Genomic DNA, 22,340 nt, shown 5'->3' on the forward strand with positions numbered 1-22,340 from the left:
TCCGCGCTCTATTTGGTATCCAAATAGGCTTGTTTGATCATCGCGAGATACTCGTCCTGATCCATCGCCCAGTAGCGATTCGAGAAGATCTCAACTTCGTCATACCCGTCGAAACCGGCCGCATTCACCCAAGAGCGAATTTGCGGAATATCGATAACGCCCTCGCCCATCAACCCACGGTCGTTGAGCATGTCCTCCGGATTGTCTTTCCAGTCGCAAATGTGAAAAGAGAAGAGCCGTCCCTTCTCGCCCGTCACCTTGATCTGGGCTTCCAGCTGGTCATCCCACCAGACATGAAAAACGTCGAGTGTGATTCCCAAATTCTTGTGGTCAACGATATCGCAAATCGCGTTCGACTGGGCCATGGTCGAAACCGCGCTGCGGCTGTCCGCATACATAGGGTGCAATGGCTCGATACCAAGTTTAACCCCCGCCGCCTCAGCATGAGGCATCACCTGAGCCAACCCCTCAGCGATCTGATCGCGAGAAGTGAAAAGCGATTGGCCCGGAGTCGCTCCGCAGACCAAGACAATCAAAGGAGCGCCCAACTCGGCCGCCTCATCGATCATCGATTTATTGTGATCGATCGCCTTCTGTCGCGTTGCCGCATCCAAGCCCGTAAAAAAACCTCCGCGTACGTACGAAACGATATCAAGCCCCTCCGAACGCGTCATCTCTCCGGCAGCCTTCAATCCGCCCGCATACGCTTGGGCCGAGTCTTGCCAGATCGATACACCACCGATTCCGGCAGCAGAGTACTTTTGTACCGCAGTTTGCAAATCCCACGATTTCGTAGTGATCGTGTGGAGACATAGTTTCTCGAAACTCATAACCGTTCTTCCTAGTAACGTTTCCCTTTACGAATATGCACGATCACAACCTCGCACTTCTCGATCGCCTCGTAAGTGTGTTCTTGAATCGCATCAAATTGAATACTCTGCCCCGCTTCGAGGTCGTGGCTTTCCTTTGGCAGATCGAGCCTCACCTTCCCCTTTAGCACCCAGCAAATCTCGTGGTCGTCGTGATGTATCTCCGGCTTGGATACCTGTGCTCCCGCATCAGCCGTGGCAAAAATACAGTCGGCATTCCCATAGCGAATCGCCTCCAAGGCGAACTCTCCAGACTGGTACTTGACCGAGCTCTTCTTGTTCGAAATCGGCGCCTCGGCCAAAGACAGGATATCCGTCGCCCGCATCCCGAAAACCTTGCCGATCTTATGCAAGGTGCCGACTTCCGCCTGGGTCTGGTTCCTCTCCAACTTCGAGATGACCGCAACCGATACGCCACTCCGCTCGGAAAGAGCGCTCAAGGTCAAATCCGCCCGTTTCCGAATTTCCCGCAAAATCGAGAAATCAAACGCTGGCACTGCTTCTGAAGCTGTTTCGGGGTCCTTCGCCATGATCAAAACCCAAAACCACAATCTTTTTCTCTGCAATAATATTTTTGATATTTTTTATCTCATAAGATAATTTTACAGTTCAAAAGAAATGATCGGGAAAAGCGAAAAACGAGGGCGCTCACCCCTCAAAAACCGGCAAATCCGCCCCGAATTATACATTATTAGAGGGGCGATCTCGCATCGAGCCTTGCCAAAGCCACTTTTGATGGTCATCTGTCCCCCCTTTTTCACCAAGAGGCACCAATGAAACGCAACGAAGACATCCGCAACATCGCTATCATCGCCCACGTCGACCACGGGAAAACCACCCTCGTCGACCGGCTCATGCAGGAAGGCGGCATCTACCGCGAAAACCAGGAGGTCGCAGAGCGCGCCATGGATTCCATGGACCTCGAGCGTGAAAAAGGCATCACCATCAAGGCCAAGAACACTTCCGTCCACTGGAACGGCAAGACCATCAACATCGTCGACACCCCGGGACACGCCGACTTCGGCGGCGAAGTGGAACGCGTCATGAAGATGGTCGACGGCGTACTCCTCCTAGTCGACGCCAAGGACGGCCCCCAAGCTCAAACGCGTTTCGTGCTCCGCAAGGCCCTCGGCCACGGCCTCAAGCCAATCGTGGTCATCAACAAGCTCGACCGCGAACACGCCGACCCGCACCGCGTACACGACCTGGTCCTCGAACTCTTCCTCGCTCTCGACGCTGACGACGATCAGTTCAACGCCCCTTTCATCTACGGCTCCGCCAAAAACGGATTCGCAGTCCGCGACCTCGAAGACGAGCGCGTCGACATGACTCCTCTCTTCGAAACCGTGCTCGAGCACATCCCTGCCCCGGAAGCAGACACCGAAGGCGAGTTCAAGATGCTCGTTTCCAACATCGACTGGGACGACTACGTCGGTCGCGTCGCCATCGGCAAGGTCCTCAGCGGCAAGGTCGCTAAGGGCGACACCATCTTCCGCGTAAGGGAAGACGGCAAGCGCGAGCGCATCAAGGTCACCAAGGTCTTCGAATACTCCGGCATGGCATCCGCCGAATCCGTCGAAGGCGAAGCAGGTACCATCGTTGGCGTCGCTGGATTCGACGAAGTCGAAATCGGCGAAACCCTCTGCCACACCGAAGAGCAGGAACCTCTCCCCTTCGTCGAAATCGATCCGCCAACCATCATGATGCAGTTCGCGGTCAACGACGGCCCGCTCGCAGGCCGAGACGGCAAGCTCGTCACCTCCCGCCAAATTCGCGAGCGCCTCATGCGCGAGATGAAGACCAACGTCTCCATCCAAGTCGAAGACGGCGAGACCTCCGGCGTATTCAATGTTTCAGCGCGCGGAGCGATGCAAATCGCCGTCCTCGTGGAAACCATGCGCCGCGAAGGCTTCGAAGTGCTCGTCTCCCGCCCAAGCGTCATCACCCAGCAAATCGACGGCGTCACTTGCGAACCGTTCGAGACTCTCTGGATCGAGCTCCCAGAAGAGTGCATGGGCGGCATCATGGAAAACCTCAACAACCGCCGCGGCATCATGACCAACATGGAAACGCGCAACGGCATCGTTTTCCTCGAGATGGAAATTCCTACCCGCGGCATCATCGGTTTCGAGATCGACCTCGTAAACGCTACCAGCGGCCACGGCATCATGTCCCACCTCTTCCTCGAGTACCGTCCGATGGCTGGCGACATCGTCACCCGCAAGAGCGGCACCCTCGTCTCCATGGACAACGGCAAGACCACCGCCTACTCGCTCGCCGCTCTCGAAGATCGCGGCAAGCTCTTCGTTGGCGCTGGCACCGAAGTCTACGAAGGCATGATCGTCGGAGAAAACCCACGCCAAGGCGAAATCCCGGTCAATCCGACCAAGGCGAAACAGCTCACCAACTTCCGCTCCTCAGGCGAAGGCAAAGGCATCCAGCTCAGCCCACCGATCACCTTCTCCCTCGAGCGTTCGATCGAGTACATCGCCAACGACGAATTCGTGGAAGCGACGCCCAACCACCTTCGCCTCCGCAAGCGCATCCTAAACGCGACTCTCCGCAAACGCGCCAGCCGCTAGGATCGCCCCACTCAATTTCAAAAACACAAAACGCGAGCCCGCTCAGGTCTCGCGTTTTTTTTGGTCCACCCACCCTAGAGGCTAACTGTCCACCGGATGACTTCGACCCACCCAATGGACGAGCGACTTCTCGATCCGCTTCGGATCAACCGGCTTGGCAATGTAGTCGCTCATACCGGAATCGAGGCAAATCCTCTCGTCCTCCTTCATGGCGTTCGCCGTAAGCGCAATTATCGGAGTACTCTGGTTCAGAACGCCAGCATCCCCCTTGCGAATCGCGCGGGTCGTCGCATAGCCATCCAACTCCGGCATCATGCAGTCCATATAAACCACATCGTACTCCTTGTCCTTCATCAGGTCCAAGGCGACGAGTCCGTTCTCCGCAGTATCCGGCTCGATCTGGTGCCTACGTTTCAAAATGGCAGCCGCGACCATGGTATTGGTCGGGTTATCGTCCACTAGAAGCACTCTTGTTTGCTGCATACTCTTCTCATTTTTCTCATCCACCGCAGCCGGCTGATCCAGCTGATCGAACACAGGGAAGAGATTTTCAATACGTACAGGCTTTATTAATACGGTCGCCTTGTCCCCATTCCTTAGCTTCCAAGCGTCTTCAGGCTGATTATATCCAATAAAACACGTCTCCAGACGGCCCTCTAATCCATTCCGCCCGGACCAAACGCTCTCGTCTATCAAACAAAAGTCAAAATCCACGCCATCCGCGACTCGCCCCAAAGCATCCGCCGAGCTCGCCAAAAACAGCGTCCCTCCCCAAAGCTCCATCCACTCGCGTATGTACTCCCGGAAGCCCTCGTCCGGGTGAACCAGAGCGACCGAACGCCCACGCAAGACCGGCCGGCCAATCTTTCTGGGAATCGATGGCGAAGCCAACGGAAGCGTCACAATAAACTCGGAACCGACCTCCTCCGACTCAGCCAGCTCGATGCCCCCGCCCATCAATTCCACGATCTTCAGGCAAATGGAGAGACCCAAGCCGCTCCCGCCATGCTTTCGAGTCGTACTCCTGTCCGCTTGCGTGAACGGCTTGAACAAATTCTCACGATACTCGTCAGGAATCCCAATCCCCGTATCTTTCACCCGAAATTGAATCGATTCGCGCCCCCCTTTTCCGAGCAACTTACACGACACCTCGATACGCCCCCCCTCGGTAAACTTCACCGCATTACTCACCAGATTGCTGAGCACCTGCCCAAGCCGGTAAGAATCGCCCCTGAAGATGCAACAATCCTCCGGCCTGACTCGAGCGGACAATACGATCCCCTTGTCCCGAGCCTTGACCGCATGAAGCTCGCAAACCTCTTCCACTACGCTCAGACTCGATATCTCGAGCATCTCCAGCGTCATCTTCCCCTCTTCGATTTTGGACAGGTCCAAGATATCGTTGATCAAAACCAGAAGCTTATCCGCGCTCTGACGAGCCACCTCCAGCATCGCCAAACTGCGCTCCGGCAAATCCTCGCGCAAAATATGCAGCACCCCCAAGATCCCGTTCATCGGGGTCCGGATCTCGTGACTCATCGCCGCCAGAAACTGGCTCTTGGCCACATTCGCCGACTCCGCTTTCTGCGCCAACTCCGTCAACTCCCGATTCGATCGCTCCAGTTCCCCCGCCTGCTTGTTCAATTGACGTATCTGTTCGCGAACTAGCGTACCCACAAGTTCACTACGCCCCGAAACAAACAAGATCACCAATCCAGCTGCCCCCGTAAACATGCACCCCCAGATCGTAGTAAGACGCAAACTCCCGCTATCGTTTCGCGACGCAGCCATCGCGCCCTCCCTCAACTCGAGTCGCCACGCCGCTCCAGCGAATGAAACCGGAAACTCTACAAAATTCTCCGCTGGCACAGACGCCTCGCCAATCGAAGCAAGACGCTCATCCAACAAGACCTGCTCATCCTCAATCGCCCTCAAACGTACATCGATCCCCCTCTCTCTTGGAAGCTCCCGTATCATCTGAAACAATACATCGCGATCGTACCCTGCCAACAGGCAACGAACCGCCCCTTCAACGGAATCGCTAACAGGCAAAAGCGCCAGCATCCGATCGCCCCCCTCAATCTGCCCCCCAACACCAGAAGCCAATGGAAAGACTTTGCCTCTTCCCAGCTTCCGCAACTCATCCTCTCCCGCGACTGCCCTACCATCCAGCTTTTCGTAGGCGCTATTTGGATCACACGCTCCTTCCACCGAAAAGATCCCGCCTCCAGAGAGCTCACCCCATGAGAGCATCTTCAACGCCTCGCTTCGCTCAACAAACGATCTGCTGATCTCCTTCAAAGTCTCATCCGAAACCGCCTCCTCAGAGGACAGCACAGCTCCCATCGCTCGCATCGGTTCTAGAGCCACATCCAGATCCGCCGAAAAGAGCTCGTAGACCTTTTCAGCTTCCGCCCGAAACAGCTCCTCCTGCCGCTCGAACTCGACTTCCTTGATCTGCATGATGCCGACCAAAACCAAGGAAAACACCGCCATCAACGCAGCCGTAGCTCCCCACTTGACTCTAGGCTGAAACGACCTCCTCGGACTCAGCACCAACACCAGCAAAGGTCCGAAACAAAAGACGCCCAAGCTATCGCCCAACCACCAAGTGAACCAGTTGTTCAGCATCGCCTCCGCTGGCAAGGCCCCGACGGCCCAGAGCGAAACCGTCCCTACCATCGAGTTAACCACACAGCTAAGCGGCCCCCCTAGCAGGAAAACGAGCAACACGTTCTTGGGAGCGATCAAATACCGCTCGAAATCAACATACCGCTTTATCAGATACGCCCCGAATGCCGCTTGCAGAGTCGCCCCCATCGCGACCAGAAACGAGACGCCCATCGCCGTGGTAAAAAAGATCCCCACTCCCGTCCGCTCGAACTGGTAGAGCGAAACAATCAACGCTCCCAGCCCTACCCCCGGCAAATAGCGATACCCCTTTATCGCCACCCAAACCAAGGCCACCGCCGCAGCCGGCCAAACCGGAGACGCATAATTGGGCGGAATCACCAAAAACAAAGTCAGATAGGCCGTAAGCACATAGGCCGCGCTCAAACACGCGACCTTCAAAACGTAGCCAAACAGCGGCTCACGCTCAGTTGCCTCAGGGGTTTTCATCTGATAAGTAGAAATGGACGACACTCGGGCCCCTTAAAACTAAGAGATAAACACCCAGCAGCGCAAACGGCACCCTCGCTAAAAAAATGTAATTATAGCGTTACAAGCCCCTCAAGCTCAGTTCATTAGGGCGAAAGCTCGCGCCGAGCTGCGAATGTAGTGCAGAAGGAACTACAAAGACCCCCTATCAAGACCCCGTAAATCTTCCTAACGGATTCCCGCAACCGGCCCCCTACAAACTTCTGAAATCTGAACAAATGCGCCGAATCCCCTCGGCTAGTCGAGCGTCCGTCGCACAACAGAAACCGCGATGGTTTAGGAAGGTCGATTCGACTCGATTCAACTCCAGCGGCTCTCCCTCCACGTCTCCGAAAGAAGCCCCCAGCTCGCCAAACAAACAACTCGTCGCCGCAAAATCCCACACGCTCCCACCGCCCGGGTTACGCTTGGGAAGCTTGAAATAGCACGCCGGCCCATTCTCTAGCGTCCAACACGCGTTCAAAGCAGCGCCCCCCTGGCATACGAACTCCACACCACCCAAGCCCCTCTCTCCCGCCAACTCCTCAAGGCCGGAGCGCAAAGCCTCAAACACGGCCGATTTCCTCAAGCTACGATCAGCGAACACTCGCAAATTCGAATCTCCCGATGGCTCCAAAGCCCAATCAACACCATTCCGCTTCGCTCCTTCTCCCAACGCAGCGTCGTAGAGAATCTCCCCCCTCGGGTCGTAAACAACCCCGACCTTCGACGCCCCTTCTCGCGAGACAAGAGCAATAGAAACCGCATAACCGCTTCGATTCTCCGTGAACGGCAACGTGCCATCCAAGGGATCAACACACCAGAAATGCTCCTTCTCAAAACGACTCCCGTCATCCCCTAGCTCTTCCGCCAAGACTCCCAGGTCGAATGCCCGCGTGCTCTCCTGCAAAAACTCGAGAATCAACGCCTGCGCCTGACGGTCCACCTCAGTGACCACCTGAGACGCTTCCGAGTCCCCCGCTTCCTTGCATTCCACTCGCAACGCGCCGCCCGCCCGCTCCTGAACAAACGCTCCCGCCCGTTTAGCAGCCTCTACCGCCAAAAGTCGCAATTCCGACAGATGCCCATCGACCGTGCTCATCCTCGCAAACCAGAAACAACTTCTCTCGCCAGACGTTCGCTGTAGCTATGCACCTTCCAGTGCCCCGGACTCCACCCTTTCAGAAACCGGTGAAAGTCCGTCCAAGCGATCGGGTACATCGCCCGCCATTCAAGCTCTACCTCAGAAAAACAGTCCCCCTTTCCGCACGCGTCAAGAGCACGCCGCAAAGCAGAAAAATACAAATCCAGAAGAGTGTCCTCTAGACGCTCGCAATCCGTATCATTCAAGCAACTACCAATAAAGTAAGCCACATCCTTCATCCCGCAGCCCCCTCCCACATACTGAAAGTCGACTGCAGCAACACCCTTTCCATCTCCCCGAAAACAGAAATTCGCCAATTTGGCATCCCCATGAACAAAGGACTTCCAGCGACACTCCTTCAAGATCCTATCAATCTCCGATGCCGCCGCCTTCAGAGGGAGATCATCCAAAACCTCCAATTCCTCCGGCCGCGTATCCAAATGCCAATACGTTCCGTTCTCCCAAAGACCTTCCGGCTCCTGCCCTAGAAAGCTGGCATGAAACGCCGCCAACCACTCCAGACAAAGCCGCATATCGCCCAGATCAGCAGCAGTCCGACGCTCCAAAAATCCGGCAGCATCCAGGTCCTCCAAAGCGATCATCACCTCCGCCCCTTCAGAATCAGTCGCAAAACACTTGGGCAAACGAGCGACGTCCCCAGCTTGCTCGGCGTACCTGCCATACCAGCACGTTTCCACGTCGTAGGAACGCACCTTTCGCTCGTGCGACAAATCAGTGTTCCACCCACGCGGGTGATCCGCCTCGTTCGGCAGTCGTACCAGCTTCACAACTACAGTATCGACTCCCCCATTCAACACCTCGTAGCGAGCAATCTTCCCATAGCCGCTCCAAAGACTCTGAATCATCGACACTTCACGCAAGTCCGAGGCTCCCAAAGCCCGGCAAACCTTCTCCTTAAACCGATCCTTCATTAACAAAGCCAAGCCCTAGCGAGACCTGACCTTCCTTGTCCAGACCGATTTTCGATCTCCGACTCCCCCAAAAGCAAAGAACAGCAAGACCGGACCACCGCCCACAAACGCGCGGTGGTCACAAATCCCTAGCGGTCAGATTATACCGCTAAAGAGCTTTGCCATAAAACAGGCAACGTTCCCAGTGATACTCCGTCCCGTTCTTGACGCCGCACAAATGGCAGGAATCGCACGCCTTGATCATACTCGGCGTCTGGAATCCCGTCGTCTCGTTTTCGTCGCAAGCCAGTTCGAGCTTCACTTCGCGGTGGACCAGATTACAGGTCCGTTCGACAACTCTGTCTTTGAGCATGACTTTCGAGGTTTTAGGGTTAACGCAAACCGAATCGCCCCGCGAAAAACGAAGATCGCCGCGGGGCGTTTCATTCAGGACAATATAGCCCAGTTAGCCCCTCTTATCCACCTAAAAGCAACGCTTTAGGCCGTGTTGAAGCCCCTCTTATCACGGAGATTACAGAAGCCTGAACTCAGGCTACCCAACCGTAAACGAATAGCTCGAATCCCCGACCGTTAGACTCATCAGCAAACTGCGCTCCTCCACAGGGTGGCGCGTCAGATCGAAACATACCTCCAGCGTCTCGCCCGCCTTCACCGGAATCGGCGAAATCGGAAAATACGTCTGCATCCAGTGCGTGATCTCATGAGCAGGACCTGTATCCAAAATCACAGACGGAGTAAGCTCCGCCACGAACCAGCCTGCGAAACCATTGAGCTCGCCATCGTGCTTGATCTCCATCTCCACCCTGCCCGACTGCCAAACGTCCTCCTTCTTCGCCTTGGCCAGGTCGAGACCGAACAGCCCCTTCGCAGGCCCGATCAAGTCATCAGGGTGTACCTCGGTTTTCACCGCGAGGGCCTGCTCAAGCTCCCTGCCCTCCAAGTGAGAAAAGTCGATCCCATGAACCTGCTTTTTCCAAAAGCCAGGCCCGTCCTGCATGTAGAGCACATCCGAACCAACCGGAGCGAGCTTCAACTCGACGCCGCACGGAAGCATTCTCCCTCCCTCCTTCAAATTCGCGTCCCGACAATCGATCACGTCATCCAGCATGGTCTCCGCAAAGGCGAAATGCCCCAGCCATTCGCTGATGATCAGATCAACCGGCTCCGCTACCTGAAATCCAGCCGCGTTCCCTTTCACAACCTCGATACGCTGGCTCATGCCATTTCGCTCCACCGTCTCACGCGCGGCCTCCGCCACCGCCGACTGATCAAGAGCGTACACCTTTTCCGCTCCCGCCTTCGCAGCCAGCATGGCCAAGAGCCCTGAGCCCGTCCCTACGTCGATCACCGTCTCGCCCCCTTCAAGAGCTTCCTTGATCGCCGCCGCAAACGCGTCCGTGCGCGGTCGGTCCGACACCATGTAGCGCTGCAGCCCGAGCTCAGCATAACAGTTGAAATAGAAATCCACGCGCCTGTCTGCTCCCTCCCCTAAACCAAAGCAACCCAAATCGCTTGAGATCTAGGAGGGCAATGCTCCGTCATTGCCGTAAATTCAGTCGCCTCGACCCGATCAAGGAACCGCATTCCCGTCACGAGCTTCCAGCATCAAATACCAGTCTTCACGGCTGTATTCTAAATCCAACGACTGAAGCGCCGCGCGAATCCGCTCCGGCGTCGTCGATCCGATGATCGGAAGCACGCGAGCGGGCAACTTGAGAATCCAAGCCAAAATAAGCACCCAATCCTCCACACCGTACTTGGCCGCCTGACGATCGACTTCCTTCTTGATGCGCGCCTCATCCTCCGGCGAAAAGGTATTGCCCCAAGCCGGATAAGCGACCCCGCCAATCGGGCACCAAGCCATCGGAGCAACTCCTAGCTCTTGGCACTGATCAAGCGTCCCATCCTTCAAAGTATCCACATTGTGGATGTTAATCTCCACCTGGTTCGCGACCAACGGCTGGCCGTAGAAAGACTGCAGCATGCGGAACTGCGAAGGACTGAAATTGCTTACCCCGCAGTTGCGAACCATGCCGGAGTCAACGAGCTCCTGCAGGGTCGCAGCCGTAGCGGCCGCATCCATCAGATAGTCGGGGCGGTGCAGCAAAAAGAGATCCAGGGAGTCGAGCTTCAGTCGCTTGAGCGACCCTTCCACGCTCCGCAAAATGTGGTCCCGCGAAAAGTCGTAGCGCTTCGGGTCTCCCGCATTCGGGCTGTCTTCGAAATGGATGCCGCACTTGCTGGTCACGATCAGCTTTTCCCGCTCGAACCCAAACTCCTCCACCGCTTCGGCAAACACCTCCTCGCAAGCGCCCGCGCCGTAAATATCCGCATGGTCGAAATGGTTGTAGCCAGCGTCATAGGCAGCCTTCAGCGCTTCGCGTCCGCGTTTGCGGGCTTCCGGGGAATTATCGCCAGCGATTCGCATGCAGCCGTAAACCAGACGCGTAGACTCAAGTGAACTCTTTCCTATCGTTACTTTTTCCATTTTCAAAAAAGGGGGGCTAAATTTGAAGCAAAGGTTCCCACGGACGCCTCACATGTCGACCCGAAATACCGTCGCTCTCGCTTGGTTTCGTCTGCTCAACGAACCTCTCGGAAAATTCCGGCAACCACCTGCAACTTTTTTGGGTAAACGCTCGCGATAAACCACGAACTCAAGAAATTGCCTCTCCTTCCATGCGTCTGCCAACTCCTAATCAACCCTTCGTCACCCCGCTTTTGCTTGCCTGTCTTCTTCTGAGCGCAGGAAACGAGCTCTCCGCGAAACCGAAAGACGACGCCAAACAGTTCTCCGACTACTACGAGCTCGAGCCCTTTCAGGTAACAGGCGAGGAGATCCCAATTACCGTCTTCGCCCGCAACGGCGGCGACCGCTCCTACGCGACCCGCTTCGCCCATAAAGTCGTCGAAGTCGCCTACCGCACCCTCGAACGCTCCCCCGGCAGCGGGCTCGTCATCATCGGCCGCTCCGGAGAACCCCACCCCATCACTCTCTTCGAGAAGTTCATGGAAACAGCCCAGAGCGACAACGCCTCCCCCGAACTCAAAGCAATCGCGACCGAGCTCGAAAACGGCTTCGGAAAGTGGCGCGAAAAGATCCACTTCGAGATGGACGAGGGCGACGACGACATCCCCTTCGACGTCAGAAAACTGGTCGACGCCTTCCCCATACCGCTTCCACAAATGGCAGCCCAGCTCTACCTGCTCGCCTGGGAACGCAACTTCGACCCGGAGCAAGTCGACACCCTGCTCGCCCAACTCAAGGCGACCGACCTAAAACAACAGGACTTCGAGGAATTCACCTGGATCTTCTACCTGCCCCCACGAAACTCCCTCAACAAGGTCCTGAAAGAAGTCCTTCCTCTCGCATTCGAAGCCGGAGACCTAGGCCCCGTCAAACGCGCCCTCGCCCGTGCCGCTATCGCCGCCTTCAAGCCTCTCATCAAGGACGCCGTGGAAGGCGTGCGCAAAGGTGTCCTCTACTGGTCCGTCCTCACCGCAAACGAAGCCGCCTTCAACGAAGGCGACATCGAAGCCCTCGCCAGCGTCTACATCGAGTCCCAGATGCCCAAAGGCAAAGTTTTCGGCAGCGACAAGACCGGCCGCGGCATCGAAGCCATCGAACGCCAAAAGCTCAAAAACGCCGAATACGCCAAAGATCCCTTTGTCCTCCCCACACCTTTGGAATCCTTCGACTCGGCAAGCTTCGCCACCTTCGAAGGCCGCTACGGAGACGAGGGGCATCGCAACAAAACCTTCTTCTCAGAAAACGGCAGTTTCTTCTGGCAAGAAGGCGACGACGACCCGGTCGAGTACCTTCCCGCAGGCGAATCCTACCTTGTCTCCAGCCAAAATGATGTCACGCTACGCTTCATGCCTGGAGAAACCCCGTCGTTTTTCAAAGTCGAGCTCCGCAAAGGCCGCTTCCGCCACACCTTTGCACGACTGCCCGAAACGGAGGTGGACTGAAGCTCCTCTGCCTTTCTCACTTGAAATATGCGCCTACGTCTCAGCCAGCTCGCCCGCTACAGTCTCCTTTTAGCCCTCGCCCTTCCGCTAGCCAAAGCGGACAGCGAGAACGCCCCAGATAGCGAAAGCAAAGGCTTCAAACGCTGCTTCGAAATCTACACGCAACCCAAATACCAGATCGGCGAGCCCTACATCCACCAGCTCTCCTTCGACTCCCAACACGAGCTCGAGTTCGAACACATCCACCTCTCAGGCGATCAGCTCACCCTGCAATCCGGCTTTTCATGGGACGGCGCCTCCGGTCCCGGCATCGACACACCCAAGGTCCTGCGCGGCACCGCCATCCACGACGCCCTCTACAACCTCATCAGAGCGGGCCAGCTCGATATCGATCCCTTCAAGGCGCACGCCGACAGCGAGTTCATCAAAATCCTCGAAGAGGACGGCGTCTCTAAACAGGAGCGAGCCATCATCGAAGAGTCCGTTTCCCGATTTGGACTCAGCTCCACCGCCGCACCAGACAAAGGCTTCACCAAATTCAGAATCCGCGCCCGTCGCTCAATCCAGTCCTTCGGGCTCCTCATGAGATCAGCCGTGCGACGCAAACCTCCCGAGGAAATCGTCAATCGACCCCGCATCATGAATTTCTCCTCCCCCGCCAAGACCGCGTCCCCCACCGCAGCCGAATGAGCGCCCCCGCTACCCCATCTCCCTCAGAACCTAACGCCCCTCGCTGCCAAAACTGCTCCGCCCCGCTCAACGGCCCCTACTGCGCCTCCTGCGGTCAACGCGACATCGAGTTCAAACGCGACTGGAAAGGCCTGGTCGGCGAATACGCCTCCTCCTTCCTAAACGTAGACGGCAAAATCCCTCGCGGCCTCTTCCAGATCCTCTTTCGCCCGGGCCTGAGCACCAAAGTGTTTCTCGATGGAAAACGCTCCAGCCAGATTCCCCCGCTGCGACTCTACCTTTTCGCCTCCCTCATCTTCTTCCTCTGGTTCACCACTTCCGACACATTTCAAATCGTCGCCCCCACCGAGGCGGAAATGGCCCAGCTGAACGAAGACGCCCGCCCCGGCTCCAGCGCCGAAGCGCTCAGCGAAAAGATGCAGGAGAAATTCCAAAGCCCGGACGCCTTCATAGCTTCCGTAAACACCTGGCTGCCCCGCGTCTTCCTGCTCGGCGTGCCTACTCTAGCCCTCGCGACCCGGATCGTATTCAGAAAACGCGGATACGTCTACCTCGAGCATGCCATCATCTCCATGCACCTGCAGACCTTCCTGCTCTTGTGGGTACTTCTCGTCGGCATCCTCTCCGATCTTCTTTCAATCTGGAACCAGACATTCTCCAACTACTTCTGGAACGTATCCATACTCTGGATCCAAGTCTATTGCGTCATCGCCCTCAAACGGATCTTCGAGCTCAGCTGGAAACGCGCAATCGGCTCCACCCTCTTGCTAAACCTCCTCTTCCTGCTCATGTTCGGAGGCGGGCTAGCGCTCGTCTTGCTGATTTCCTTTTACATCGGTTAAGCAACAGCCCATTCCCCCTAGCAATGAGCGAGAACAGATACGAATTTCGGGAGCGGCGAGAAAACGCCTACTGCCCCTGCGGAAGCGGAAACAAATACGGGACCTGCTGCCGCCCCTACCATCACGGCAAGGCTAAACCCGACACCGCCGAGCAACTCATGCGCTCGCGCTACAGCGCCTACTACTACCGCCGCGTAGAATACCTTTTCGAAACGACCCATCCCGATACCCGTGACCCAGGCCTCAAGAAGGAGCTTCAAAAAACCATCCATCAAGCCAACTGGAACCGCCTGACCATCGTCAACAAGACCCGCGGCGGCAAAGAGGACAAAACCGGGAAGGTCGAATTTATCGCCGAATACTTCCACGGCGGAAAGCCCTACGAACTCCACGAACTCTCCCGCTTCAAACGCCACAAAGGCTCCTGGAAGTACCTCGACGGCAAAGGCAAAAACGTCAGCTAAGCAAAGGAAGCCGCCATCGCCCCCGATGGCCCCGCTCCTGTCTTGCCATCCTCAATCCGAGAGGCACACTCGCTGCCATGCCCCTTATCGCAGTCACTGGAGGATCCGGCAAAGCCGGCAACGCAGCCCTAGACGAACTGTCCGCCCACGGATACGACGTCATCAATATCGATACAGTCCCCCCGCGGCCCGACGCTAAGCCCTATCCGTTCAAACAAGCGGAGCTCTGCAACATGGGCGAAGTGATTGACCTTCTAAACGGCTGCGAAAGCGTCGTCCACATGGCGGCCATCCCCAACGAGAACCACCATGCCCCCTCTCGCGTGTTCGAAAACAACACGATGAGCACCTACAACATCTTCCAGGCCGCCGCCACCTTGAAACTCAAACGCGTCGTCTGGGCCTCCAGCGAAACCGTGCTCGGGCTCTCCTTCGGCGATACCCCACCTCTCTACGCCCCGGTCGACGATGATCACGCTCCGTATCCAAACTCCCGCTACTCGCTTTCAAAATCGGTCGCGGAAGAGATGGCCCGACAGTTCAGCCGCTGGAGCGACATCCCCATTATCGGACTACGCTTCACCAATATTTTCCGCCCCGAGGACTACGCCCAAGTCCCTTCCTATTGGGACGATCCCATGCAGCGCATCTGGAACCTCTGGGGCTACGTCGATACCCGCGACGTCGGCCAAAGCTGCCGCGTCGCCCTCGAAGCGAACGTATCAGGAGCTCCCAACTACACGATCACCGCAGCCGACACCATCATGAACAGATCCTCAAAATCCCTCATGGACGAAGTCTTCCCGAACGTGACGTTGCGAAAGGAGCTCGCGGAATTCGAAACCCTCCTCAGTTGCGACAAAGCCAAGGCCGAGCTCGGCTACTCGCCCCAGCACAGCTGGCGAAACCATGTTTCAGACAACACCGTATAAGAAGCCGTATTTCCCCACCTCAAAATACCCTATGAAAAAAACATCCCTACTCAAAACAGGACTGATCCTCCTCGCTTCAGTCCTTTACCTCGCCCCCATCTCCGGATTCGCCCAAGAGCAGAAAGCCAAAAAGAACCAGAGAAAACAGCCCGACTTCGCCTCCATGACCCCTGAAGAGCGGATGGACTGGATCAACGGGCAAATCGAAAGGACCGTCGTTCGCTACGAGAAGGAAATGGGCGACAAAGCCCCTACCGCCGAACAGCAGGAGACCTTCACCCAATTGATCGCCAAGAACTACCTCGAAGGCATCAAGCTTCGCTCCGAGATGATGAAAGCTCGCCAGAAGAAGAAAGGAAACAACCGCGAGCTCATGATGGAAATGATGTCCAAACGCGAAAAGCTCGACTCCGAACTCACCAAAGAAATGAAGGGGCTCCTGGAAAAGCCCCAGTTTAAGGCCTTCAAGAAAGCTCAAGAGAAGATCCAGCCCAAGCCGCAACGCAGAGGCCAAGGCGGCGGAGGTGGTGGCCGCGGTCCTGGTGGCGGCGGTGGAGGCGGCGGCGGGCGCTAACGATCGCTCCGCGTCGCTTGCATAAGCGGCCGCTTGCCCCAAACTCAAAGAAACGAACCTGTCGTTTCCCTTATTCCGATTCGGACTCGTTCGCACCCCAGCGGCGAGTCCTTTTATCGTACCCCCACAGCCTCAACCCAACACCTCGCATGTCAGAACAATCCACTCCTCCTCTCAGCCCCGAAAAAATCATGCAGCTCGGCATGGGCTTCTGGGCGTCCAAAACCCTGCTCACCGCGGTCGAACTCGAGATCTTCACCGAGCTCGCCAAACGCGCCGAAAACCTCGAAACCCTGCAAGGCCGCATGGGACTGCACCCGCGCAGCTCCCGCGATTTCCTCGACGCCCTCGTAGCGCTCGGCATGCTCGAACGAGAAGACGGCTTCTACAGCAATACCCCCGAAACCAACCACTTCCTCGATAAAAACAAGCCAAGCTACATCGGCGGAATTCTCGAAATGGCGAATCATCGCTTGTATCCATTTTGGGCACACCTCACCGAAGCCGTTCGCACCGGACTCCCTCAAAACGAGTCGAAGGACAACATCGACTTCTTCGGAATCCTCTATTCCGACCCAGCCCGTCTAAAAGAATTTCTCGCAGCCATGTCAGGAGTCAGTCACGGCGCCAACCTCTGCATAGCCGCAAAATTCCCTTGGGCTAACTACAAAAGCTTCGTCGACCTAGGTCCAGCCCAAGGAGACCTGCCAGCTCAAATCGCCCTGCAAAATCCACACCTCAAAGGCATCGGCTTCGACCTCCCCGCCGTAGCCCCCGTTTTCGAAGAGTACATCCAAGCCCTTGGCCTCAGCGATCGAGTGAGCTTTCAGGGAGGAGATTTCTTCAACGATCCCCTTCCCAAGGCAGATGTCGTATTGATGGGGCACATACTGCACGACTGGGATTTAGAACAAAAGAAACAACTCCTCTCCGCTGCCTATGACGCCCTCCCCGATGGCGGAGCCGTCATCGTCTACGACGCGTTGATCGATGACGAACGACGCGAAAACGCGTTCGGACTGCTCATGAGCCTAAATATGCTGATAGAAACGCCCGGCGGCTTCGACTACACCGGAGCCGACTGTGCCATGTGGATGCAGGAAGCCGGTTTCAAAGAAACCCGAGTCGAGCACCTCATCGGCCCTGACTCAATGGTTGTCGGCATCAAATAGCTCTCCGACAACTCACAACGGTAGTTCCGAAAAACTCTCTCTCACATGGTAAACAGCGAGGAAGCGCTTCGCTTGGTGAGGATCCACTAACGGGAAAGATCCGCATTTAATCCTCGCTTTCTTTTCCGTAGAAAACTGCAAAGGATAATCTCTCTCCAGCGAATCGCAGTATTCAGAAAAACTGACACCTTTGCTTTTCTTCAACTGCTGCCGGTTCAAAATTTGAAAATAGCCAACCGAAGTGGCCGCATTACGTTGCCCAACCTCCAAAGCGACACGCCCCATCGTGTAACGCGGATTGATCTCCACCACCGGCTTTAAACGCAATTCGCCCTGAGCGGAGCGATAAACAAACGCGTCGATCCCCAACGGCCCCAAGTATCCGACCTTGTTCAACTGCTCTTCCAAAACCGGAGAAAGGCATTCTTCAAACCAGCTGTAAACTCTCGGGACTCCGCCAACTCTACGAAGCAAAAAGCGTTTCAACTCCGATTCCAGCCCACTGCTAAACGCATCCGTCACGATCCCTTTAAACTGCCCGCGCGCGTTGTTCAGCAATCGCGTAAAACCAAGAACCTTCAACGCACCCTCCCGCAATTCCAACTGGACAGAAAAGTCAAAGACCCGCTCCAGCCAAGGCTCCACAACCAAACCGCCTTGCTCCGCAAGCGCTGTTTCAAGCCACGCCCGTATTCGCCCTTCAATCACATCTTCCTCTCGCAAACAACGCATCCCATTCGCAGCAGTGCCAAAGGGCGCCTTGCAAGCGATCTCGCCATACCCGAGCTCCGCGAACCGAGACCTAGCAAAAGCAATCTCCTCGATCGAACGACACAGTCGCCCATAAATTTCCGCAGGAGCGACCCAGTCGAACTCCTCCTCCACAAGCGGCAACCTCGAAGCCCAATCCGCGCTCCAAGCCTTCGAGAACAAGTCCCGAATCTTCGCGTTCCAAACCTCGTCACGCGCTCTCGGTCGGGTCAACGACTTCATCGTCGAACCGAAAAACGCCAGACTGTCCGGAGTCCACGCCCAAGGCCTCAAACTGCCAATCTTCCGATCAAGCGCCGGAGCGCTCGCGCCTTTCTTTTCACCTCCAGCAATGACCTCCGGTAACTCAAATCCAGCCAGCTGCGTTTTCCTCAAAAACTCGGCTGAAGGTGGTTCTCCCACAATCAATACGTCGTCCTTACGAGACAAATACGCCGGCAAAAAGCCGAGATCCCTCTGCACCATCGAAAGCTCTCCATCGAACGAAGCGTCAGAATCTGCCGCTGCAAACCGCTCCGCGTCCGGATTAAACCAATACACATGAGGCGTTCGCCCTCTCGATTGGCTGAAAACCTCGAGCTGCTCGATAAATCCGTCATCCAAGCCAGCTTCGCTGCGACCTCCCTTGTTGAAGAAGTTCCCCTTTGCTCGAGCAGGAGAAAGTGGAAAGACCAATCGCTCGCGAAAGGCTTCCCAATCCGTTTTGCCCTCCGCCTTCCAGCGACGAAACCACTTCAGTCCAAAGCCCACATGATCAATCTCGTCCCGATAGATTTTATCCAGAATCGCTGCAGTAGAGGCATCTCCCACCTGATCGAAAATCTTCCCGTATTCACGCGAGTAATCCAGATTCGCTTGCTCGAACGTGAGCGACAAACGCGTCACATAATCCAGAGGATCCTCCATCGAGGAAACGCTCTTCCAGAAATAGTCGTTTAGCGGAAGCTCCCCAAACTCCACCCCGCATTGCTTCATGCGATGCATGTACATCTGGGTGTGCACCTGCTCGTCTTTAAGCGTCTCCAACAATCCCCTACGAAAACTAGCCGGAGCATCCGGGAACTTCAGAATTGCCAAAGCCATCAACTCAGTCGCCAGTAGCTCATGATTGCCAAAGAAGTGCAACAGACGCCCGCGCTCCTTTTCGTCGACAAGTCGCCCTTCCGCAGGATGCGACGCCTTTACTCCGTCCTCCCTTAGTTGGAGATGAGACGGCCGCGACAGCTTGCGAGGCGTTCGAATCGGATCGCCCCGCCGCGTATCGACAATCTCTTCACGCGGAAACCGAAGCTTTTCCTCGATCGTGGTTCCGAAAAGGACCTGTTTGGCAAAATCTTCTAGCTGTATCGCCATCGCGACTACAGGCGGCCCCAAGCACGAATGCAGACAGGGTTCTTCAGCTCGATCCGAGAATCCGTCAACTCCAATGCCCCAGACTCCAGATCGATCGAAAAGACGCGGATCTCGTTGGAATTCTGTCCACCCACGATCAACCAATTTCCACTATCGCTCACCGTAAAGTTCCGCGGCCAATGAGCCTGAGTCTCCTGCCCTTCCACCATCGTCAGTTCACCCGTGCTTTGATCGATCGAGTACGCCGCAATCAGATCGCTCCCGCGTACCCCTGCATACACGAACTTGCCATTCGGATGCACCTGGATCTCCGAAAGCGTCGTTCTCACCTCGGGAGACTCAACCGTTGGGATGAATTGAATCGGGCTGAAGCGCCCCGTCGCCCGATCGTAGTGCAGGCTGTTCACATAGAGATTCAACTCGCCAGTCACGTAAGCGTATTCAAAACTCGGATGAAACGCCATGTGACGCGGCCCAGTTCCCAGCGGGAACTTAACCTTATGGCTTAGCTCGATGGAATCCAAACTCCCATTCATCGAATACGTCCAAATCTCGTCCGATCCGAGATCCACCGAATGGATGAAGGAATCGTCATTGGCAAAACAGATCCAGTGAGGGCGGGACTGGTTTTGGGAGTTCCCTGGGCCAGAACCTTCTTGAGGCAAGCCACGACGCTTCTCGGAAACACTCCCATCCTTCTCTAGCTGGAAGACGAAGTTGGTCTTCCCACCCCAATGCGCGCCTGCCAGCCACTTGCCATTATCGCTCACCATAAGATGCGAAGGACTCCCCTCTTTCTTCGCCAAAAGTTGCAAACTCTGCTGCTCAAGCCCCTTCCCGTCTCCCGTAGGCACGAGCGACATGTAGCCCGATTGCTCGCGAGTACGGTAAGTCGCGTACATCACATCCAGCTCCGGGTGGATCGCCAAAAAACTCCCCGAAGGAAATTCGCAACTGAGCTTCGGCTCGGAAAGAGCCCCCGTCTTCTCATTCAATTCAGAACGGTAGACGCCACCTTCCGCGGCGATCCAAATAGTCTCCGCCGACACGCACGAAAGGCCGAGGGAACAGGCAACAAATAGAAGCGATTTCTTGAGGGTATTCACAGCTGCGGAGCCTGAAGCATAAACGTCGAGCGTAAAGCAGGATCTAGCTTCAACGGTACAACTGCCACCCCGGGACTTCACCCTAGTTACAGGCTTCTCAAATTCCTAACTAGAGTAAAAAGCTCACAAAACACCTAAGAGGCTACCCCCACGACTCAAGTAAGAGTATCTCCTGATCGATGAGCGACTGCAACCACTCAGACCACACAACCAGGAACCCATCCCGCATGAAACTCACATTCGCAAAGAAGAGCACCCTAGCCTTCGCCACACTCACCCTACTCGGTCTCGTTATCGGAGCCGTAGGAATCAGCACCAAACAGTCGATCCTGGGAGATCTACGACTCTTCTCCAACAACATCCTCACCGCCACCGACGCCCTTCTCCAGCTCGACCGGGATCTCCACCAAGCCTACATCGCCCAGCTTCGCTTCCAAAGCAGCGAACGCTCCGAATACCCTCAGCTCACCGACGATACCAAAACCAACCTGGCCCAAGTCGACACGCGCTGGAACGTATTCAAAGAAGCGGTCGCCCCCTACGCCACGAGCGACGTCCTCCAGTACCAGCAATCCTTCGAAAGCGACTTCACTCGCTGGAAGCATTCCTGCGATACCGCTCTCAAAAAGCTCAACAGCTCTGACAACGCCGAACAAGCCGCCGGATTCGCGTTCATATCCGGAAACGCTCTCAACGACTTCAACACCGCTCGCGACCAGATCGACAAACTCACCGAAGTACTGGAAAAACAGTCTCTCGCCATCAAGCAAGACGCAGAGTCGACCGCACAAAACGGCCAGTACGCCATCTTCGTCTCCATTCTCGTAAGTCTGCTCATCGGCGGATTCACAACATGGAAAATCGGATACAAGATCGCCAGCAGCCTAAAAGGCATCGCCAACCAAATCTCAGCCACCGCTTTCGAAACCGCCGAAACGACCTCCCAGATCAGTGACAGCAGCCGCCGCGTAGCAGAAGGAGCATCCGAACAAGCAGCCTCACTCGAGGAAACAAGCGCCTCTCTCGAAGAAAGCGCCGCCACCATCCAAAGCAGCGCTGCAGCCGCCCAAAAGCTAAAGTCCGTCTCGGAAGAAACCAGCGAAGCCGCCCAGCTCGGAAGTTCCGAAATGAGCAGCATGAAGGAAGCCATGCAGCTAATCGCCGAATCCAGCGCCAACATCGCCACCACGCTCAAGACCATCGACGAGATCGCCTTCCAGACAAACATTCTCGCCCTCAACGCCGCAGTCGAAGCCGCTCGCGCCGGCGAAGCAGGAGCAGGATTCGCAGTGGTCGCCGACGAAGTCCGCGCCCTGGCCCAGCGTTGCGCGAAAGCCGCCCGCGAAACTTCAGATCGTATCGAGGAGTCCACCCAACGCAGCGAAGCCGGGATTCGCACCAGTGAACGCGTCGCCGAAATGCTGGAGAAAATCTGCAGCAAAGCCTTCGAGATGGACGAGCTCATGAGCAACATGGCGACCTCCTCCCAAGAACAATCCGCCGGTATCACCCAGCTCAATACAGCTATCACCCAGATGGATCAAGTTACCCAGACCAACGCAGCCTCCGCCGAAGAAACGGCAAGCGCCACGGTACAACTTGACCAACAAGCGACTCGCCTTCATAGCATGGTCGAGGAGCTTTCCGATATCCTAGGTATCGAAACCAATGGCGTTCTCGCCAACATATCCTCTAGCCGATCCATGTCTTCTCCCGCGCCTGCCGAGGAGGAATGGAGCTTTGATCCAAATACTCGAGATAGTGCCCTGACAGTCACTTCAAACAACTAATCGAATCCT

19 protein-coding genes are annotated in these 22,340 nt (G+C 56.0%); 9 read left to right on the plus strand and 10 right to left on the minus strand.

The window, feature by feature from the left end; translation table 11 throughout:
• Positions 1-8 precede the first annotated feature (8 nt).
• A complete protein-coding gene (locus JIN87_RS06725) occupies positions 9-830 on the minus strand; it encodes a sugar phosphate isomerase/epimerase family protein (RefSeq protein ID WP_200354770.1) in 822 nt (273 codons plus the stop codon).
• An 11-nt stretch (positions 831-841) separates the two neighbouring features.
• Positions 842-1,399, minus strand: a complete 558-nt coding sequence (locus tag JIN87_RS06730) for a helix-turn-helix domain-containing protein (RefSeq protein ID WP_200354771.1) — start codon at positions 1,397-1,399, stop codon at positions 842-844.
• Between the two features lie 243 nt (positions 1,400-1,642).
• Here JIN87_RS06730 and typA point away from each other — a divergent pair, with 243 nt between their 5' ends.
• Positions 1,643-3,451: a translational GTPase TypA gene (gene typA / locus JIN87_RS06735; protein WP_200354772.1), complete on the plus strand. Its 1,809-nt coding sequence runs from the start codon at positions 1,643-1,645 to the stop codon at positions 3,449-3,451.
• An 81-nt stretch (positions 3,452-3,532) separates the two neighbouring features.
• Here the strand turns inward: typA and JIN87_RS06740 are convergent, their stop codons facing one another.
• From JIN87_RS06740 to JIN87_RS06765, 6 genes are all read right to left on the minus strand, one after another.
• Positions 3,533-6,571, minus strand: coding sequence for an ATP-binding protein (locus JIN87_RS06740; protein WP_200354773.1), 3,039 nt, complete (start codon positions 6,569-6,571; stop codon positions 3,533-3,535).
• Positions 6,572-6,803: 232 nt separating this feature from the next.
• Positions 6,804-7,691, minus strand: coding sequence for a 3'(2'),5'-bisphosphate nucleotidase CysQ family protein (locus JIN87_RS06745; protein WP_200354774.1), 888 nt, complete (start codon positions 7,689-7,691; stop codon positions 6,804-6,806).
• Positions 7,688-8,665: a phosphotransferase gene (locus tag JIN87_RS06750; protein ID WP_200354775.1), complete on the minus strand. Its 978-nt coding sequence runs from the start codon at positions 8,663-8,665 to the stop codon at positions 7,688-7,690. Before JIN87_RS06750 ends, JIN87_RS06745 begins: the two co-directional genes overlap by 4 nt.
• 148 nt (positions 8,666-8,813) lie before the next feature.
• Positions 8,814-9,017, minus strand: a complete 204-nt coding sequence (locus JIN87_RS06755; protein WP_200354776.1) for a hypothetical protein — start codon at positions 9,015-9,017, stop codon at positions 8,814-8,816.
• 180 nt (positions 9,018-9,197) lie between these two features.
• Positions 9,198-10,133, minus strand: coding sequence for a 50S ribosomal protein L11 methyltransferase (locus tag JIN87_RS06760; protein ID WP_200354777.1), 936 nt, complete (start codon positions 10,131-10,133; stop codon positions 9,198-9,200).
• Positions 10,134-10,235: 102 nt separating this feature from the next.
• Positions 10,236-11,153 carry an aldo/keto reductase gene (locus tag JIN87_RS06765; protein ID WP_200354778.1) on the minus strand — a complete coding sequence of 306 codons (918 nt, stop codon included), beginning with the start codon at positions 11,151-11,153 and terminating at the stop codon, positions 10,236-10,238.
• A gap of 191 nt (positions 11,154-11,344) precedes the next feature.
• Here JIN87_RS06765 and JIN87_RS06770 point away from each other — a divergent pair, with 191 nt between their 5' ends.
• The 7 genes from JIN87_RS06770 to JIN87_RS06800 all read left to right on the plus strand — a co-directional run bounded on the left by JIN87_RS06770 (position 11,345) and on the right by JIN87_RS06800 (position 17,311).
• Positions 11,345-12,637, plus strand: coding sequence for a hypothetical protein (locus JIN87_RS06770; protein WP_200354779.1), 1,293 nt, complete (start codon positions 11,345-11,347; stop codon positions 12,635-12,637).
• 27 nt (positions 12,638-12,664) lie between these two features.
• Positions 12,665-13,327 (plus strand): hypothetical protein, encoded by a 663-nt coding sequence (locus JIN87_RS06775; RefSeq protein ID WP_200354780.1) that lies wholly within the window; start codon positions 12,665-12,667, stop codon positions 13,325-13,327.
• Positions 13,324-14,169, plus strand: coding sequence for a DUF3667 domain-containing protein (locus JIN87_RS06780; protein WP_200354781.1), 846 nt, complete (start codon positions 13,324-13,326; stop codon positions 14,167-14,169). The genes JIN87_RS06775 and JIN87_RS06780 overlap by 4 nt, the downstream gene beginning before the upstream one ends.
• Before the next feature lie 23 nt (positions 14,170-14,192).
• Positions 14,193-14,633 carry a YchJ family protein gene (locus JIN87_RS06785; RefSeq protein ID WP_200354782.1) on the plus strand — a complete coding sequence of 147 codons (441 nt, stop codon included), beginning with the start codon at positions 14,193-14,195 and terminating at the stop codon, positions 14,631-14,633.
• A 77-nt stretch (positions 14,634-14,710) separates the two neighbouring features.
• Positions 14,711-15,565: an NAD-dependent epimerase/dehydratase family protein gene (locus tag JIN87_RS06790; RefSeq protein ID WP_200354783.1), complete on the plus strand. Its 855-nt coding sequence runs from the start codon at positions 14,711-14,713 to the stop codon at positions 15,563-15,565.
• 31 nt (positions 15,566-15,596) lie between these two features.
• Entirely contained in the window at positions 15,597-16,139 is a 543-nt protein-coding gene (locus JIN87_RS06795; RefSeq protein ID WP_200354784.1) for a hypothetical protein, read from the plus strand.
• 149 nt (positions 16,140-16,288) lie between these two features.
• Positions 16,289-17,311: a methyltransferase gene (locus tag JIN87_RS06800; protein ID WP_200354785.1), complete on the plus strand. Its 1,023-nt coding sequence runs from the start codon at positions 16,289-16,291 to the stop codon at positions 17,309-17,311.
• Between the two features lie 12 nt (positions 17,312-17,323).
• On the opposite strand, the gene JIN87_RS06805 is transcribed toward JIN87_RS06800, so the two are convergent.
• Positions 17,324-19,435, minus strand: a complete 2,112-nt coding sequence (locus JIN87_RS06805) for a DUF455 family protein (RefSeq protein WP_200354786.1) — start codon at positions 19,433-19,435, stop codon at positions 17,324-17,326.
• A gap of 5 nt (positions 19,436-19,440) precedes the next feature.
• On the minus strand, positions 19,441-20,541 hold the full coding sequence (locus tag JIN87_RS06810; protein WP_200354787.1) for a lactonase family protein: 1,101 nt from the start codon (positions 20,539-20,541) through the stop codon (positions 19,441-19,443).
• Between the two features lie 227 nt (positions 20,542-20,768).
• On the opposite strand from JIN87_RS06810, the gene JIN87_RS06815 reads away from it, so the two are divergent.
• Positions 20,769-22,331, plus strand: coding sequence for a methyl-accepting chemotaxis protein (locus JIN87_RS06815; RefSeq protein ID WP_200354788.1), 1,563 nt, complete (start codon positions 20,769-20,771; stop codon positions 22,329-22,331).
• The last annotated feature ends 9 nt before the right edge of the window (positions 22,332-22,340 follow it).

Source organism: Pelagicoccus mobilis (assembly GCF_016595505.1).
GTDB classification, from domain to species: domain Bacteria; phylum Verrucomicrobiota; class Verrucomicrobiia; order Opitutales; family Opitutaceae; genus Pelagicoccus; species Pelagicoccus mobilis.